General features: G+C 68.2%; 17 protein-coding genes. 9 read left to right on the top strand and 8 right to left on the bottom strand.

Annotated elements, in window-relative coordinates; translation table 11 throughout:
- Positions 1-24: 24 nt before the first annotated feature.
- Positions 25-2,406: an FtsK/SpoIIIE family DNA translocase gene (locus SK854_RS24285; RefSeq protein ID WP_319977401.1), complete on the top strand. Its 2,382-nt coding sequence runs from the start codon at positions 25-27 to the stop codon at positions 2,404-2,406.
- A 4-nt stretch (positions 2,407-2,410) separates the two neighbouring features.
- Here SK854_RS24285 and SK854_RS24280 read toward each other — a convergent pair whose 3' ends face one another.
- The 7 genes from SK854_RS24280 to SK854_RS24250 all read right to left on the bottom strand — a co-directional run bounded on the left by SK854_RS24280 (position 2,411) and on the right by SK854_RS24250 (position 7,469).
- Positions 2,411-2,881, bottom strand: a complete 471-nt coding sequence (locus SK854_RS24280; protein WP_319977399.1) for a phospholipase — start codon at positions 2,879-2,881, stop codon at positions 2,411-2,413.
- Positions 2,882-2,964: 83 nt separating this feature from the next.
- A complete protein-coding gene (locus SK854_RS24275) occupies positions 2,965-3,618 on the bottom strand; it encodes a nitroreductase family protein (RefSeq protein ID WP_319977397.1) in 654 nt (217 codons plus the stop codon).
- 5 nt (positions 3,619-3,623) lie between these two features.
- Complete coding sequence (locus SK854_RS24270; protein WP_319977395.1) at positions 3,624-4,778, bottom strand: YcaO-like family protein; 1,155 nt, start codon at positions 4,776-4,778, stop codon at positions 3,624-3,626.
- Complete coding sequence (locus SK854_RS24265; RefSeq protein ID WP_319977394.1) at positions 4,775-5,308, bottom strand: hypothetical protein; 534 nt, start codon at positions 5,306-5,308, stop codon at positions 4,775-4,777. The genes SK854_RS24270 and SK854_RS24265 overlap by 4 nt, the downstream gene beginning before the upstream one ends.
- The gene (locus tag SK854_RS24260; RefSeq protein ID WP_319977393.1) at positions 5,280-6,071 is read right to left on the bottom strand and encodes a hypothetical protein; all 792 of its coding nucleotides are present in this window, start codon (positions 6,069-6,071) and stop codon (positions 5,280-5,282) included. The genes SK854_RS24265 and SK854_RS24260 overlap by 29 nt, the downstream gene beginning before the upstream one ends.
- Entirely contained in the window at positions 6,055-6,906 is an 852-nt protein-coding gene (locus tag SK854_RS24255) for a MerR family transcriptional regulator (RefSeq protein ID WP_319977392.1), read from the bottom strand. The genes SK854_RS24260 and SK854_RS24255 overlap by 17 nt, the downstream gene beginning before the upstream one ends.
- A gap of 62 nt (positions 6,907-6,968) precedes the next feature.
- Entirely contained in the window at positions 6,969-7,469 is a 501-nt protein-coding gene (locus tag SK854_RS24250; protein WP_319977391.1) for an amino-acid N-acetyltransferase, read from the bottom strand.
- 64 nt (positions 7,470-7,533) lie between these two features.
- On the opposite strand from SK854_RS24250, the gene rimO reads away from it, so the two are divergent.
- The 8 genes from rimO (at position 7,534) to SK854_RS24210 (ending at position 15,386) form a co-directional block, all read left to right on the top strand.
- Complete coding sequence (gene rimO, locus SK854_RS24245) at positions 7,534-8,937, top strand: 30S ribosomal protein S12 methylthiotransferase RimO (RefSeq protein ID WP_319977390.1); 1,404 nt, start codon at positions 7,534-7,536, stop codon at positions 8,935-8,937.
- Entirely contained in the window at positions 8,934-9,512 is a 579-nt protein-coding gene (gene pgsA / locus SK854_RS24240; RefSeq protein WP_319977389.1) for a CDP-diacylglycerol--glycerol-3-phosphate 3-phosphatidyltransferase, read from the top strand. Before rimO ends, pgsA begins: the two co-directional genes overlap by 4 nt.
- The gene (locus tag SK854_RS24235; RefSeq protein ID WP_319977388.1) at positions 9,509-9,985 is read left to right on the top strand and encodes a CinA family protein; all 477 of its coding nucleotides are present in this window, start codon (positions 9,509-9,511) and stop codon (positions 9,983-9,985) included. Before pgsA ends, SK854_RS24235 begins: the two co-directional genes overlap by 4 nt.
- A gap of 105 nt (positions 9,986-10,090) precedes the next feature.
- Entirely contained in the window at positions 10,091-10,513 is a 423-nt protein-coding gene (locus SK854_RS24230) for a helix-turn-helix domain-containing protein (protein WP_319977387.1), read from the top strand.
- A gap of 360 nt (positions 10,514-10,873) precedes the next feature.
- On the top strand, positions 10,874-11,728 hold the full coding sequence (locus SK854_RS24225; protein ID WP_319977386.1) for a PspA/IM30 family protein: 855 nt from the start codon (positions 10,874-10,876) through the stop codon (positions 11,726-11,728).
- Between the two features lie 29 nt (positions 11,729-11,757).
- Positions 11,758-12,570: a phage shock envelope stress response protein PspM gene (gene pspM, locus SK854_RS24220; RefSeq protein WP_319977385.1), complete on the top strand. Its 813-nt coding sequence runs from the start codon at positions 11,758-11,760 to the stop codon at positions 12,568-12,570.
- Positions 12,571-12,815: 245 nt separating this feature from the next.
- Positions 12,816-14,000, top strand: coding sequence for a uracil-xanthine permease family protein (locus tag SK854_RS24215; protein WP_319977384.1), 1,185 nt, complete (start codon positions 12,816-12,818; stop codon positions 13,998-14,000).
- A gap of 171 nt (positions 14,001-14,171) precedes the next feature.
- On the top strand, positions 14,172-15,386 hold the full coding sequence (locus tag SK854_RS24210; protein WP_319977383.1) for a glycosyltransferase: 1,215 nt from the start codon (positions 14,172-14,174) through the stop codon (positions 15,384-15,386).
- Here SK854_RS24210 and SK854_RS24205 read toward each other — a convergent pair.
- On the bottom strand, positions 15,367-16,344 hold the full coding sequence (locus tag SK854_RS24205; RefSeq protein ID WP_319977381.1) for a quinone-dependent dihydroorotate dehydrogenase: 978 nt from the start codon (positions 16,342-16,344) through the stop codon (positions 15,367-15,369). The two genes, SK854_RS24210 and SK854_RS24205, sit on opposite strands and share 20 nt — an antisense overlap.
- Between the last annotated feature and the right edge of the window lie 23 nt (positions 16,345-16,367).

Here is a 16,367-nt window from a genome sequence, read left to right as displayed (position 1 = left end):
GACGCGAGGGACTACCTTATACACATGGCCGGGCGCACAGGGACTTCGAGAAAGACCACGTCACGCGGCAAAGCACCAGCCAAGCCGCGGGCGCGATCCACCGCGTCCAGAAAGCCCGCACCACGCAAGAGCGGCGGCGCCATCAGTGCCGTGTGGGGTGCTTTGGGCCGTGGTGTCGGCAGCATCGTGCGCACTGTCAGCCGTACCAAGGACCTCGATCCCGAACACCGTCGTGACGGCCTGGGGCTGCTGCTGATCGCGCTGGCGGTCATCACCGGCGCCGGCGTGTGGTGGCAGGCGGGCGGACCGGTCGGGCAGTGGGTCGACGTCGCCGTGCGCAGCTCCGTCGGGTTCCCGGCGGTGATCGTGCCGGTCGTGCTGCTCGGCATCGGCGTCACGCTGATGCGCACCGACCCGAAGCCCGACGCGCGACCGCGGCTGATCATCGGCTCGTTGCTGATGATGATCGGCGTGCTCGGCATGTTCCACCTCATCGGCGGCCTGCCGATGGACCCGCTGGAACGCCGCAGCGCCGGTGGAGCCCTCGGTTATCTGGCCGGCGGGTTCCTGGCGCAGGGTTTGACGCCGTGGGTCGCCGGGCCGTTGCTGTTCCTGATCTTCGGTTACGGCCTGCTGGTCGTGACGCACACGCCGATTCGCCAGGCGCCCGAACGCATTCGCTCACTGCTGCACCCCGGCACCAAGTCCTCGGACGAGCCCGCCGACGAGGAAGAGCCGGTTGAGGAACCGAAGCCGGTGCGCCTGCGCCGCCCGTCCCGCCGTCGTCAGGCCGTCGAACCCGTCGAGGAGGAGACGCAGTCCGAACTTCCGCTGGAAGAGCCTTCGGAGCCCGCCCCGAAGCCCGCTCCGAAGGAGAAGAAGGCCGCGGCCCCGGCGATGGCAGTGCGCGCCGTCGAGGGCGAGTACCAGCTGCCGCCGCCGGACGTGCTCAAGGACGGCGACGCGCCGAAGACCCGCAGCAAGGCGAACGACCTCATGATCGAGGCGATCTCCGGCGTGCTGGACCAGTTCTCGATCGACGCCCAGGTCACCGGCTTCACCCGCGGCCCGACGGTCACGCGCTACGAGGTCGAGCTCGGCCCCGGCGTGAAGGTCGAGAAGATCACCGCGCTGACCAAGAACATCGCGTACGCCGTGGCGACGGACAACGTCCGCCTGCTGGCGCCGATCCCCGGCAAGTCGGCCGTGGGCATCGAGGTTCCCAACAGCGACCGCGAGATGGTGCGGCTGGGCGACGTCCTGCGCGCGTCGTCCACGGTCAAGGACACGCACCCGATGGTGATCGGCCTCGGCAAGGACATCGAGGGCCACATGGTCACCGCGAACCTGACGAAGATGCCGCACCTCCTGGTCGCGGGCTCCACGGGTTCCGGTAAGTCGTCCTTCGTGAACTCGATGCTGGTCTCGCTGCTCGCACGGGCGACGCCCGACGAGGTCCGCATGATCCTCATCGACCCGAAGATGGTCGAGCTGACGCCGTACGAGGGCATCCCGCACCTGATCACGCCGATCATCACGCAGCCGAAGAAGGCGGCGGCCGCGCTGGCGTGGCTCGTGGAGGAGATGGAACAGCGCTACCAGGACATGCAGGTCAACCGCGTGCGTCACGTCGACGACTTCAACCGCAAGGTGAAGTCCGGCGAGATCACCGCGCCGCCCGGCTCCGAGCGCGTCTACCGGCCGTACCCGTACATCATGGCGATCGTCGACGAGCTCGCCGACCTCATGATGACCGCACCGCGTGACGTCGAGGACGCGATCGTCCGCATCACGCAGAAGGCCCGTGCGGCCGGCATCCACCTCGTGCTGGCGACGCAGCGTCCGTCCGTCGACGTCGTCACCGGTCTGATCAAGACGAACGTGCCGTCCCGCCTGGCGTTCGCGACGTCGTCCCTGACGGACTCGCGGGTCATCCTGGACCAGCCGGGCGCCGAGAAGCTGATCGGCATGGGCGACGCCCTGTACCTGCCGATGGGCGCCTCGAAGCCGGTGCGCATCCAGGGCGCGTTCGTGGGCGACGAGGAGATCTCGGCGATCGTCGAGTTCACCAAGAACCAGGCGCAGCCGGAGTACACCGACGGCGTCACGGCGCAGAAGGCGGCGGAGAAGAAGGAGGTCGACGCCGACATCGGCGACGACCTGGAGCTTCTGGTGCAGGCGACCGAGCTGATCGTGACGTCGCAGTTCGGCTCGACGTCGATGCTGCAACGCAAGCTGCGCGTCGGGTTCGCGAAGGCGGGGCGCCTCATGGACCTGCTGGAGACCCGCGGCGTGGTCGGGCCGTCCGAGGGCTCGAAGGCACGCGAGGTGCTGATCAAGCCGGACGAGCTCGAGTCCGTGGTCTACCTGATGCGCGGAGGCGGCCCCGCCGACGACGAGGACTGAGTCCCTACTTCAGACCGGCCTTCTGGATGCTCGTGGCAGTGGAGCTCGCGCTGCCACCGAACTCGCGCACGGCGGCGTAGTACAGGTCGGCAGTGCGCTTGCACGCCCAGTTGGACCCGCACTGCTTGTACATGTCGGACTTGAAGTTGTTGTCGATGCGCAGGCGGTTCGTCTCGTTCCACCGGCCCTGCCGCTTGTAGTTGCGGTAGCCGAAGTCGTGCCGCTCGCAGGTCGGCAGGAACTTGAAGCCGAAGGGGTTGTCCGGCGAGTACGAACAGCCGTCGGACGACCAGTCGAGCTGGCCCGCGTAGGGCTGCTGCGCGCGCAATGTTGTGAACTGGCTGATGGTCTTCGTGTAGAGGTAGTCGTCGGTCACCGCGACGATGTCCACGGCGTGCGCGGGGGCGCCCGTGAAGATCAGAGTCAGGGATGCGGCGGCACCCACGAAGGCGGAGCGCAGGGTCTTCGTCGACATGGCGAGCTCCTCGGAGTGTGAGCAGGGTCTCGCCAGTTGTAGCGGGTGATCGACTGTCCTCGGTAGACACGATCTGATGAACGTCAGGTGATCATGTGTCCGCACGCGATCGCCGTGGCCACGCGAAGTTCGCGGGGGAGGCCCAGCGCGTGCAGCATTTCGTTGTCCGCTACTCCGCCGAGCAGACAGCCGCCCAGTTTCTGCTCCGCCAAACGGAGGCAGATGGTCTGCGCCGCGGCGCCTGCTTCGATCAAGCCGAAGCGTCCCGCGCGTTCGCCGTACTTCTCGAACGAGTCTTTGTCCGTTAACACCAGGACGATCGTCAGTGGTGGCGTCGAAGGCGTTCCGAGGATCTCGGCCAGGTTCTCCGGTGCCGGGCCGATGTCCTGCAGCGCGTGGCGGGCGATGTCGTAGCGGACCGCGCGTCCGTCGAAGAACGCGTAGCAGCGCAACGGATGCAGGCCGCCTGCGGACGGGCAGCTGTTGTCCGACAGCGCGGCCAGGACGGTGCCGAGTTGCTTGTCCGTCAACGGTTTCGGAGCGAAATCCCGCGTGCTTCTGCGTGCCTGGAACAGCTTCTGCAGCCGGTCTTGCGGACGGGGCAGCGGAACCGGCGGCGAAGGCAGTTCGAGCGGGTCGATCAACGCCGGCTGCGGCCGGAAGTCGCGCAGCCGGTCGCCGAGCCTGCGCTGGTGCAGCGGGGAGAACCGGCTCGCGGCCCAGAAGTCGTCGAACATCGGCGTCACCCCAGCGGATGCGGTGCGGGATTGGGGAACACGCCCGGTGAGGCGTGCGGGTAGCGCCAGCCGAGCTCGCGGGCGCGGCCGCCGAGGTGTGGCCAGCGGTGGTCCGAGTGCAGTGGCGCGAGGTCGGGGGACAGGACGCGGACGCAGTGCAGCCCGACGGCCGACAGTTCCGGCGTCGTGAGTTCGCGGTAGGCGAGGCGGACGTCCGCGCGGTCGAGCGCGTGCACCAGTTCGGTCAGTTCCTCGCTGGTGCCACGGGCTTCGGCGTCGCGCGGCGGGTCCGTCTCGAAGCCGCCGAACCACGGCAGCGCGTCCCACTTCGACGGGTGCGTGGCGTAGTAGACGGCGTGCTCGTCGAAGTCGGTGGCCTCCTCGACGGGCCGGTCGCCGTTGCGCGCCAGCCAGACCTCGATGAACACCGTGCCCTGGATCCACTCCTCGTAAGCCTTCCGCACCGCTTCCGCCACCGTCGCGCGGCAGGCGAGACCCAGCGTTGGGCGAGGTTTGCCCGCGATCGGCAGTGAACCCGCGACGGCGACCACTGGGTGGGGGCTGTAGGCGGGAGTGAGGTCGAACGCCATCGCGCCGTGCGGAAGGTCGGCGGCGAACTGTTGCGGTGCAAGGGAATGCAGCCAGGTCGTCGTGAACGCGTCGCGCTCGACCAGTTCCTGAACCGCTCGCAACAAGGCGCTGGTCGTCGACGGACCGGCCGCGAGTCCCGACGACGTCGCGGGCAGCCCGTAGGAGGCGTCCAGGCCGACGAGACCGGCGGGCACGCGGATCGGTTCGTTGCCGGGCAACGTCCACGCCCGCGTGTACGGCGTGTCGACATATCCCTTGCGGTAGCGGTAGTCCGGGGCCACGCGCTGCTCGACCGTGTGCAGGCTGAAGTGTTCCAGCGGCCAGCACTCGCCGTCCGTGGCGATCTCCAGCGGCGCCCGCGCGGCCGCATGGCGTTCCAGCGCCTCCGCCACCGCCGCGACCTTCGACGTGCCACCGGAAGTGCCGCCGGTGGCGAACGGCTCCGGCACCGCGGCCCAGCCTTCGACGTCCACATCGGACAGACTGTGCGGCACGGGATGCAGTTGTGACACCACACCCTGCCGCCAGCCGACCGCGCGCTCGATCAGCGCCTCCGCGACGGTCTTCACCGCTTCCCCCGGTAGTGCCGGAAGATCCAGTAGCCGAGCCCCAGCGCACCGCCGACGTAGAGCACGCCGGCGACCCACGCGGCTCCTTCGCCGAGGGTGGCGATCGGTGCCAGCGCGTACAGGACTATGAACGGCTCCACGACCCACAGCGCCGCCCAACCCAGCAGTCGTACCAGGCTCATCCACGGCTTGGGCGACCGGGCGATGAACCCGGCGGCGACGGCCCACCCCAGCACGACGCCGGAGGCCCCGAGCCACCAGCCCCAGTGCAGGTCGAAGACCGCGCCGAGCGTGACGAACGGCAGCACGACGACCAGCAACGGGAAGATCGCGGCGGGCAGGACGAGCGCGCTGCGCGGCTGGGGAAGCTCTTTGGTGTCCTGGTACAGGGCTTCCGGGATGTGCACGGCCGCGCCGACCGAGGAAACCGCGCAGCAGCAACAACAACAGCAACAGGTGGGCGTCGCGGCGTTGGCGGCGGCCGCACCCGGCGAGAACTGGTCAGGTAACCGGACTGCCGTCGCGTTCAAGGTTCCCCCAAGGAAGTGACACGCGCCCGAACTGGACCTTCGGGCAGATCTCGCAGTCGGCGGCCGGCAGCACGCTCTCGCGCGACGTCGTGAACTCGTCGAGATTGACGGTCACGACCGCGTCCAGCAGGGCCAGCGAGCCGCCGCGGATGTTCTGAATCGCCTGCATGGCGAGGGAAATCGGGAACTCGTGCCGGAGCGCTCCAGGACGCGGGGGAGGCGGCGGATCTCCCCACCGCCGCCCCGCCCGCACCGCGAGGCACGCCAGGCACGCGCCGGCACCGGGCACCACGAAGGGCCCGACGGCGGCGGTGTGGTGGTACGCGAGGTCCAGCAACAGGTGCGGAACCGTCGTTTCGCGCGCCACCTCGATCAGGTCGACCAACGTGCCGGTCGTCCGCACGACGAGCAGAAGGTCCGGGTTCTCGTTGTGCGGCAACCGCTCTACCAGCCCGGCGGGTGCCTCCCCGACGACGCGCGTGCCGACCCCCATCGGCTTGGCGTCATCGTTCGGCAACCCGGCCGGGCGGAGAGCGCCCAGGGTCCTCAGCTGGGCCACGTGCCGGCGAACCGGTTCCCCCAACCGGTTCTCGTCGACCGTTCGAGCCACTCCCCTCAACACTGGCTCGAACAGTCCGGCCAGCGCCACGGCCACCGCCCTGGGCAGGTCTGGAATCAAATACGCGAGATCGGCTCCCGCATGAACGACGAGGCCTTCGTCCCGAACCTGGGCGTGCCAGGCGGGATCAGCGACCAGGCTCATCCTCGTCCCCCCGTTTCAGGAAGTTCTCGATCTCCTGCTCGCTCGGCAGATCCCCCGCCGGATCCATGAGGTTCTCGGCGATCGGCGGCAACGGCTGCTCGGCCCACGCCGGCTGGTAGTCGTCGCTGGGCAGCAACCCGTGCCGTGACGCGAACTCCTCGGCCGCGTCCCGGATCGATTCCCGCAGCGTCCCCACCACCGCGGTCTCCGCCGTGTACGTCAGCTCGACCAGCAACGCCCGAACGTTCTCGAGCTGGTTCTCGTCACCGGCCTTGCGTGCCAGCTCTGGCCAGAACTGCCGTTCGAACAACCGCACGAAGTCCGCCGCCACCGCGTCGGTCGCCGTGCGCAGGCGCGTGAAGCTGTCCATGACGTCATCGCTGGGCACCCTGAGGCCGGCAAGCCTGCCGCCCGCTTCGAGTGCCCAGCGACGCGTGTGCGGCCAGCCGTACTTCCACCGCACCAAGCCCAACCGCATAGCCCGGAGGAGGAGTCGCGGTTGGACGTCTCCCGTCGGAATCAGGTGCTTGATGTCGCGCACCTTGATCCGAACCCAGTCGTCGGGGCCCTCGGCCTCGCTGAAACCGAGAACCGCGGCGACCGACTCGCCCTTCTCGCGTGCCGTGATCAGCTCGGCGATCGCGGGCAGCGAGAACCCCCGCTGCTGCAACCGCTGGACCAACGTCAACCGCTCGACGTGCGAGGCGTCGTAGTACGCCACGCGTCCCTGCCGTCTCGGCGCGTGCAGCACACCCTTCGTCTGGTACATGCGAATGGTGCTGCTGGGCAGGCCGATCCGGGCAGCGAGCTCGTCGACGGTCAGCGATTCGGGCACACCGCAGATCCTGGTGCGCGTGGTTCTTTGAGTCAAGACTCTTCGAGTGATTACTCGAAGAGTTACAACTCCAGGAGCATCCGGCTGTTGCCGAGCGTGTTCGGCTTCACGTAGCTCAGGTCGAGGAACTCGGCGACACCCTCGTCCACCGATCGCATGATCTCCTCGTAGACCTCGGGGCTCACCGGCGTGCCCTCGATCTCGACGAAGCCGTGCTTGGTGAAGAACTTGGTCTCGAACGTGAGCACGAAGATGCGCGCGAGCTGCAGCTCCCTGGCCGTCGCGATGAGCTGCGCCACGATCCGGTGACCGACGCCCTTGCCCAGCGCCATGGGGGAGACCGCGACGGATCGGATCTCGGCCAGGTCCTCCCACATCACGTGCAGGGCCCCGACGCCGAGCAACTCGCCGTCCTCCTCGGCCACCCAGAACTCCTGGACCGCCTCGTACAGCGTGACCAGCGGTTTGGCCAGCAGGACCTTGCCCGCGTACCCGTCGATCAGCGCCTTCATGGCGCGCACATCACTGGTGCGGGCGCGCCGCACGACTACCCCACTGGTCACAACCGTCAAGTATGAGGTGGGCACGATTCCGGCCTGACAGCCCGACCCGGTTACTCTGAGCGCCGTGTCTTCTCCCACCACTCCGCGACGTGTGTCGCTGCTGACCCTGGGCTGTGCCCGCAACGAGGTCGACTCCGAAGAACTCGCCGGGCGCCTCGGTGAGGGCGGCTGGGAACTGGTGGACGAGGGCGCGGACGTCGTCGTCGTCAACACGTGCGGCTTCGTCGAGCAGGCCAAGAAGGATTCTGTCGACACGCTGCTCGCCGCGTCCGACACCGGGGCCAAGGTGGTCGCGGTCGGGTGCATGGCGGAGCGGTACGGCAAGGAGCTCGCGGACAGCCTCCCGGAGGCGGCCGCGGTCCTGGGCTTCGACCAGTACAACGACCTGGCCGAACGCCTGCAGGACGTGCTGCACGGCAAGCCCGTCGAGTCGCACGTGCCGGTGGACCGCCGCACGCTGCTGCCGATCACGCCCGTGAAGCGCCAGGAAGCCAGCAAGGACGTCCAGGTGCCCGGCCACGGCTGGGGACCGACCAAGGTCCAGCGCAGGCGCCTCGACGATGCTCCCGTGGCGCCGTTGAAGATCGCGTCCGGTTGTGACCGCCGGTGCAGCTTCTGCGCCATCCCGAGCTTCCGCGGCGCGTTCGTGTCGCGGCACCCGGACGAGATCGTGGCCGAGGCCATGTGGCTCGCCGAGAACGGCGTCAAGGAGCTGTTCCTCGTCAGCGAGAACTCGACGAGCTACGGCAAGGACCTGCCGCGTGACCAGGGTGCGCTGGAGCAGCTGCTGCCGCGGCTCGCGAGCATCCCCGGCGTCGAGCGGGTGCGCGTGAGCTACCTGCAGCCGGCCGAGACCAAGCCCAGCCTCGTCGCCGCCATCGCGAAGACCGACAAGGTCGCGAACTACTTCGACATGTCGTTCCAGCACTCCAGCGAGAACGTGCTGCGCCGCATGCGCCGGTTCGGCGACACCGACAGCTTCCTCAAGCTCGTGTGGCAGATCCGCGAGCACGCGCCCGAGGCGGGCATCCGCAGCAACTTCATCGTGGGCTTCCCCGGCGAGACCGAGGCTGACCTGCAGGAACTCGAACGCTTCCTCACGGAGGCGCGGCTCGACGCCGTCGGCATCTTCGGGTACTCCGACGAGGACGGCACCGAGGCCGAGGAGCTCGACGGCAAGCTCGACGCCGACACCATCGCGGAACGGGTGCAGCGCATCGGCAACCTCGTCGAGGAGCTGACGAGCCAGCGCGCCGAGGACCGAGTGGGCGACGAGGTCGTCGTGCTGATCGAGCACGAGGAGGACGACGAGAGCGACTGCGTCGGCCGGGCCGAGCACCAGGCGCCCGAGGTCGACGGCGAGTGCATCGTGCTGGAGGCCGAGGGCCTCAAGCGCGGCGACTTCGTGCGTTGCCGCGTGGTCGACTCCGAGGGCGTCGACCTGGTCGTAGAGGTCATCGCGACATGACTGAGGCCAGGAAGGTCCCGCTGCTCAACGTCGCCAACGTCCTCACGGTGGCGCGGATGCTGCTCGTTCCGGTCTTCCTGTTCTCCCTGTTCGAAGCGGGCGGCTTCGACACGACGTGGCGCCTCATCGCGTTCGGCATCTTCGCCGTCGCGAGCTTCACCGACCACATCGACGGCACGCTCGCCCGCAAGCACGGCCTCATCACCGACTTCGGCAAGATCGCCGACCCGATCGCGGACAAGGCGCTGACCGGGTCCGCGCTGGTGGGCCTGAGCATCCTCGACGTGTTGCCGTGGTGGATCACGATCACCATCGCCGTGCGCGAGATCGGCATCACGCTGCTGCGGTTCTGGGTGATCCGCTACGGCGTGATCCCGGCCAGCCGCGGCGGCAAGGCCAAGACGCTGGCCCAGGTCATCGCCATCGGGCTGTTCGTGCTCCCGCAGAACGACGTGCTGCAGCTCATCGCATGGGTGATCATGGCCGTCGCGCTGGTCCTCACCATCGTCACGGGAATCGACTACGTCATCCACGCGTTCAAGATGAAGGCAAGGGCAGGACGGGCGGTGCTGTGACCAGCGTCGTCGAACTGCTCAAAGCGAAGAACCAGACCGTCGCCACGGCCGAGTCGCTGACCGCGGGTCTGCTGTGCGCGACGATCGTCGACACACCGGGGGCGAGTGCCGTGGTCCGCGGTGGGTTGATCGTCTACGCGACCGAGCTCAAACACGAGCTCGCGGGCGTGGACCAGCGGTTGCTCGACGAGCACGGAGCCGTGCATCCCGACGTCGCGATCCAACTGGCCGAAGGCGCCAAGAAGAGGTGCAAATCGGACTGGGGAATCGGGCTCACCGGGGTCGCCGGGCCCGACCCGCAGGACGGAGTCGCTCCGGGGACGGTCCACATCGGCTTGAGCGGCCCTGGAGTGTCCACAGTGCGGACAATCACGGTGAGTGGCGACCGCAGAGCGGTCCGTTCCGCCGCCGTGGAAAAAGCGCTGGTCCTGCTCTCGGATTACCTGCTGGTGACCGACGCCGGGAACAAATGATGACTCCGCGTTCGTTCGCCCTTGGCGGACGTGTTCGGAAGTCAGTGCCCGTTGTCGGTGTCGATCGGTAACGTAGGGACACGGCCGGCCGGAAGGAGGCGCGCGATGACCGTGCTGCTACGCGAGGCGATCGGTGATCGACTTCGCCATGCCCGCACCAACCAACGCCGCACGCTGCGCGAGGTCTCTCGGACCGCCCGCGTGAGCCTGGGGTACCTGTCCGAGGTGGAGCGCGGCCGCAAAGAGGCGTCCAGCGAGCTCCTCGCGGCCATATGTGACGCTTTAGAACTGCCCTTGTCCGAGTTGCTGCACCACGTGGCGTCCGACATCGGCGCCGTCCAGCAGACGCCGGACACGGTTCCCGACACCGTCCCGGACGGACGTTCGGACCGCGGCAAGCTGGAAGGTGGCCGTGTGCTGCCGTCCACGCTCTCGGACGACCTGTCCGATCTGCGCCTGCAGCCCATGCTGACTCACAGGCTCACGAGCAAGATCGGCGAGACGCCCAAGGCGGTCGTCGCGGCGTAACACCCCATGTCATCTACGACCCCGTCCGCCGTCTGGCGGGCGGGGTCGCCTGCATCCGGGTGACATGTCACCGACTGTGGTCCCCGCCACGTGACGGTCTGCAACAAGATTGCGTCTTCGGACGTTCAACAGGGCAACGGCGCTTCGGGCTGAGCGGCAGGCAACGGCTTGGCATCAGCACGCTGGGTCACCGCGTCCTGGGGCGCGGGTGAGGGCAGGATTGGCACGTCGTCAGGCGTGTACTCCTAAGTCCCGGGGTGGGTCAGGGTGTTCCCGGATATCTCCCCGTGTCGGTGGATACGCCGACGCACAATTGAGACGATGGATCCAACACCGGCACCGAGAAGGCAGGCGTAGGAGATGGCCAGTCCGTTCGTGAAGTTCTGGAAGTACCTGATGGCGTCGTTCTCGTCGAAGATCGACGAGCACGCTGACCCGAAGGTGCAGATCCAGCAGGCCATCGAGGAGGCGCAGCGGCAGCACCAGGCCCTCTCTCAGCAGGCTGCGGCCGTCATCGGCAACCAGCGCCAGCTGGAGATGAAGCTGAACCGCCAGCTGGGCGACGTCGAGAAGCTGCAGGCCTCCGCCCGTCAGGCCCTCGTGCTCGCCGACGAGGCGCGCGCCAAGGGCGACGAGCAGAAGGCGACGCAGTTCGAGAACGCGGCGCAGAGCTTCGCCACCCAGCTCGTCACCGCTGAGCAGGGCATCGAGGACCTCAAGACGCTGCACGACCAGTCGCTGCAGGCGGCCGCGCAGGCCAAGCAGGCCGTCGAGCGCAACTCGATGATGCTGCAGCAGAAGCTGGCCGAGCGCACCAAGCTCCTCAGCCAGCTGGAGCAGGCCAAGATGCAGGAGCAGGTCTCCGCGTCGCTGACCCAGATGAGCGAACTCGCCGCGCCGGGCAACGTGCCGTCGCTGGAAGAGGTTCGCGACAAGATCGAGAAGCGCTACGCGACCGCGATCGGGTCCGCCGAGCTCGCCCAGAACTCGGTGCAGGGCCGGATGCTCGAGGTGCAGGCCTCGACCACCCAGATGGCCGGTTCGTCGCGTCTGGAGCAGATCCGCGCGTCCATGCACGGCGGGCAGGCGAACACGCCGGCCCAGGTGACCGCGGGCAACAGCGCGGCCGCGCAGATCCAGGCCGAGATCGCGCAGCGCGTCCAGTCAGAGCAGAAGACCACGCAGCAGCAGGTCCCGCCGGCTCAGCAGAACTGAGCGGGACGCAAAGGAGCCAGCAGGTGATCATGGAGCCCTGGAGAAACCGTCCCAACAACGAGATCGTCCGCAAGGTCGTCAACGAGTTGGGTGCGTCGCTCCAGGGCCACCCGCTGGCCGAGCAGGCGCGCTACCGCATGCAGAAGTGGAACGACCCGCGCGCCAAGCTCGAACGCAAGCGCAAGCGCACGAACGCCGTGCTGACGTTCTGGCTGATCGTCATCTCGATGCTCGGCACCCTCGCGGTGCTGGGCTTCACCGGGGTGCTCGGCACGTGGGCCGCCGTCACCGGCTCGATCGGCGCGGCGGTGCCCGCCGTCCTCGCCGTGCGCAGCGGGTTCAAGCTGCGTGAGCTGGGGGCCGCCCGGCAACGGCTCGCGTTGTCGCCGCCGCCACCGCCCCGGCCGCCGCTGCCCGCGCACATCTCGTCCGCGCGCGCTCCGATGGAGAAGTTGCACGGCGCCGAGGACGCGATGACCCAGCTGCTCGTGCAGCTCGACTCGCCGGCGCTCACGTCGATGCCGACCGAGTCCGTCCAGCACGCCCGCCAGACCGCCCAGGAGGCCTCCTCGGCGATCCGCGCGGTCTCCGCGCAGCTTCAGGCCGTCGAACGCGCTCGTGACACCGCGCCGCCGCTGGAGCGCACGCCGTTGGTCGAGGGCGTGCGGGTGCTCCGGATGCAACTGGCGGACGGCGTGGACCGCTACTGTGCGTTGGTGGCCGAGGCGGGCAAGGCCCTGGCAGCGAGCACGCAGTTCCAGAATCCGGCCGAGGTGCTGGACGACGCCACGGACCACATGGCCGGGCTCGCGTCCGCGATGCGAGACGTGTCAGGCTATTAAACACATTAAATGTGACGCTCAGTAATCGAGTGCGCCTATTCGGCGGTTCTCTCTGGAGATCCTTAGGGCAATCGTGTGATTATCGGACCGTTATCTAGCCGTAGCCGCTACATGGCGTGGCAGGATTCCGGGGCCGGTCTGCGGGAAGTCCGGCTGAATTGCCGGGAGGCAGTGCGTTGGCGTTGTGGACCGTGCACGGGGACGGTCGGATCACCGACAGTGAAACCGTCGCACCCCAGGAGAGGGTGAGCTGGCCGCTCACCATCGGGTTCGGAGTGCAGCACCTGGTCGCCATGTTCGGCGCGACGGTGATCGTTCCCACCGCCACCGGTCTTCCTGTCGCCACCACCCTGATGTTCTCCGGCCTGGGCACGCTGCTGTTCCTGGTGATCACCAAGAATCGCGTCCCGAGCTACCTCGGCTCGTCCTTCGCCTTCGTCGCACCGCTGGTGGCAGCGCGCGAACAGGGCATCTCCGCGCAGCTCGGCGGGGTCGTCGCCGCGGGCCTGCTGGTGATCGTCGTCGGCATCGCGGTCAAGGCGCTCGGCGTGCGGCTGCTGGAGTCGGTCATGCCGCCGGTCGTCACCGGCGCCGTCGTGATCATCATCGGCCTGAACCTCTCGCACCAGGCCACCTCGAACTTCGCCGAGCAGCCTCTGGTCGCCGCTTTGACCACCGCCGTGATCCTGCTGGCCGGCGTGCTGGGCCGCGGCCTGGTGTTCCGGTTCTCGATCCTGATCGGCTTCGTGGCCATCTGGATGGGTGGCCTGGCGTTCGGCGCCGTGTCGTCGGAGCGGATCACCGCGCTGCGCGACGCGGCGTGGGTCGGCCTGCCGAAGCTGTACCAGCCGGAACTGCGGCCGTCCGTGGTGCTGCTGATGCTGCCCGTGGTGATCGTGCTCGTGGCCGAGGTCGTCGGGCACGTGAAGGCGGTCGCGGCACTGACCGGCCGCAACCTCGACGGCAGCGCGGGCGACGCGATCATCGCGAACGGCCTGTCGACCGCGTTGTCCGGTCTCGGCGGTGGCGCCGGGACGACGACGTACTCCGAGAACATCGGCGTGATGGCCGTGACCCGCGTGTACACGACGGCGGCGTTCGCGTTCGCCGGTGTGTTCGCCACGCTGCTGGCGTTCTCCCCGAAGGCCATCGCGCTGTTCGGGACCATCCCGCCGGGCGTGCTCGGCGGCTGCACGCTGGTGCTCTACGGCCTGATCGTGCTGATCGGCGTGCGGATCTGGATGGACCGCGGCGTCGACCTGGCGAACCCGGCGAACGCGATGGTCGGCGGCGCCGCGCTGGTGGCCGGCGTCGGCGACCTGACCATCGAGATCGGCGACCTGGAGATGGGCGGCATGGTGTGGGGCTCGCTGCTCGTCGTGATCCTGCACCCGATCATGCGCTGGCTCAGGGCTGCACGCCGTAACTGACCGACACACGTTTGTGTGGTTTTCGTCCCTCCAATTCGGACCGATCCAGTTTCCGGTCCAGGGAGGGAGTTTCACCATGGTCGCCGCGTACTTCGTGGTGCTGTTCATGGCCTGCGCGATCATCGCGGGCAGCTTGGCCGCGACCCGCATCCGACTGCTGCGCCATCGCCGATGACGTCGCTCGCGTGGCTCATGGTTCCGCTGGCGATGATCGGTGTCGTCCGCGTGTGCGTCGTTCTGGTGGCGGCCGATCTCTACGATCTCTCGTTGTGCCGCTCACGTCCGTTGCCTTACGCGCCAACGGTGTGGGTCGTCATCCCGGCCTACAACGAGGAGTTGTGCGTCGCCCGCGCGGTGCAGTCCGTTTTGGACAGTGACTACGGGGACGTGTCGGTGGTCGTGGTCGACGACGGCTCGGTCGACGGCACGCTGGCCGCGTTGCGGCGCTTCGGCTCCCGCGTTCACGTTGTCTCACAGGAGAACACGGGCAAGGCGGCGGCGATCAACACCGGCATGCACCTAGTCGGCGACGGTCTCGTGATGGTGCTGGACGCCGACTCGACGTTGTCCCGCACCGCCGTCTCGAAGATGGTCGCGCACTTCGCCGACCCGATGGTGCTCGCCGCGGCGGCGAACGTGAAGATCGCCGACCAGCGCGGGGTGCTGGGCTGGGTGCAGCGCCTGGAGTACGCGGTGGTGCACCGGCTCAAGCAGGGCTACACGGTGTTCAACTGCGAGTACGTCATCGGCGGTGTCGGCTCGATGTTCCGGACGTCGATCGTGCGCGCGTGCGGCTACTTCGACACCGACACGATGACCGAGGACATCGACTTCTCGATGAAGATCCTGTCCGTGCGCGGCAACTTCGACTGGCGCATCATCTTCGCGGCCGACGCGATCGCGTACACGCAGGCCGTGCCGTCGTTCAAAGGTCTGCTGCGGCAACGGTTCCGGTGGAAGTTCGGACGGCTGCAAGCGTTCTACAAGCACCGCTCGCTCTTCTTCGGCAGGTCGTGCACGCGCCTTCTCTCGTGGGTGCACCTGCCGTACACGGCGGCGGGGGAGGTCCTCGTGCTGTTCGAGCCCGTGTTCATCTACGTCGTCGTCACCGCGACGTTCCAGACGGGCTGGTTCACCGGCATTCTTCTGCTCTGCGCGGTCTACACGGGCGTGGCGTTGTTCACGATCATCGGCGACATCTCCGAACCGTGGCGGGCCAAGGCGCCGTTGCTGGCCTTGGCGCCGTTGGCCTACCCGCTGCTGATGGTGATCGTGTTCGTGGACTTCGTCGCGGTGTTGCGCTCGTTGTTCACCGTGCTGCGCGGCTACCGTCCGGTCGGCCGCTGGGAGCACGTCGAACGCACGCTCACCTCAGTGCCCGGTTGATCCTCGACACGAGCCCGGGGCCCTCGTAGATGAACCCGGTGTAGATCTGCACGAGGCTCGCGCCGGCGTCGATCATGCGCTTGGCGTCGTCGGCGGTCGCGATGCCGCCGACGCCGATGACCGGCAGGTCGCTGTTCTTCGTGATGAACCGGACCACGTCGTTCGCGCGCTGGGTGAGCGGCCTGCCGCTCAGGCCACCGGTCTCGCTCTGGTGAGCGCTCGTGAGGCCCTCACGGCTCAGCGTGGTGTTCGTCGCGATGAGGCCCTTGATGCCGTTGTCGACGCACACCTGGATGACCTCGGCGATGGCGTCCTCGGTGAGGTCCGGCGCGATCTTGACCAGCATCGGCTTGTCCGTGGCCCGCGTGAGCGTCTGGACCAGCTCGGTGAGCGCGCCCTTGTCCTGCAGGCTGCGCAGACCGGGCGTGTTCGGCGAACTGACGTTGATGGCGTAGTAGTCGCCGTGGTCTTGCAGGGCGTTCAGCGAGTTCAGGTAGTCCTGGACGGCGTCCTCGACCGGCGTGATCTTGGACTTGCCGAGGCTGATGCCCAGTGGCGCCTTCAGCGGCGTCCTGTCGAGCTTCGCGGCAAGCGCTTGCGCACCCGCGTTGTTGAAGCCCATCCGGTTGATGATCGCCTCGTCCTCGCGGAGCCGGAACAGGCGTGGCTTCGGGTTGCCCGGTTGCGCGTGCCACGTGACGGTGCCGACCTCGACGAACCCGAACCCCAGCGCGGCCCAGGCCGGCAGCGCGCGCCCGTCCTTGTCCAGGCCCGCCGCGAGCCCCACCGGGTTCGGGAAGCGGACACCGAAGACGGTGCGCGGGTTGTTCTGGTTGCGGGCGAACTTCGCCAGCGGGCTGAGCTTGGCCATGACGTTGAGCGTGGTCTCGTGGACCCGCTCCGCGTCGCCGCCGTGCATTCCGAACAACGCCTTGCGAACCACCTGCTTGTACACCACGCGCCCACCCTATAACGCCAGCT

This window comes from Lentzea sokolovensis (genome assembly GCF_033949975.1).
Classification (GTDB): Bacteria; Actinomycetota; Actinomycetes; order Mycobacteriales; family Pseudonocardiaceae; genus Lentzea; species Lentzea sokolovensis.
The sequence above is the reverse complement of the archived record's forward strand: the minus strand, read 5'-3'. Positions and strand labels throughout refer to the sequence as shown.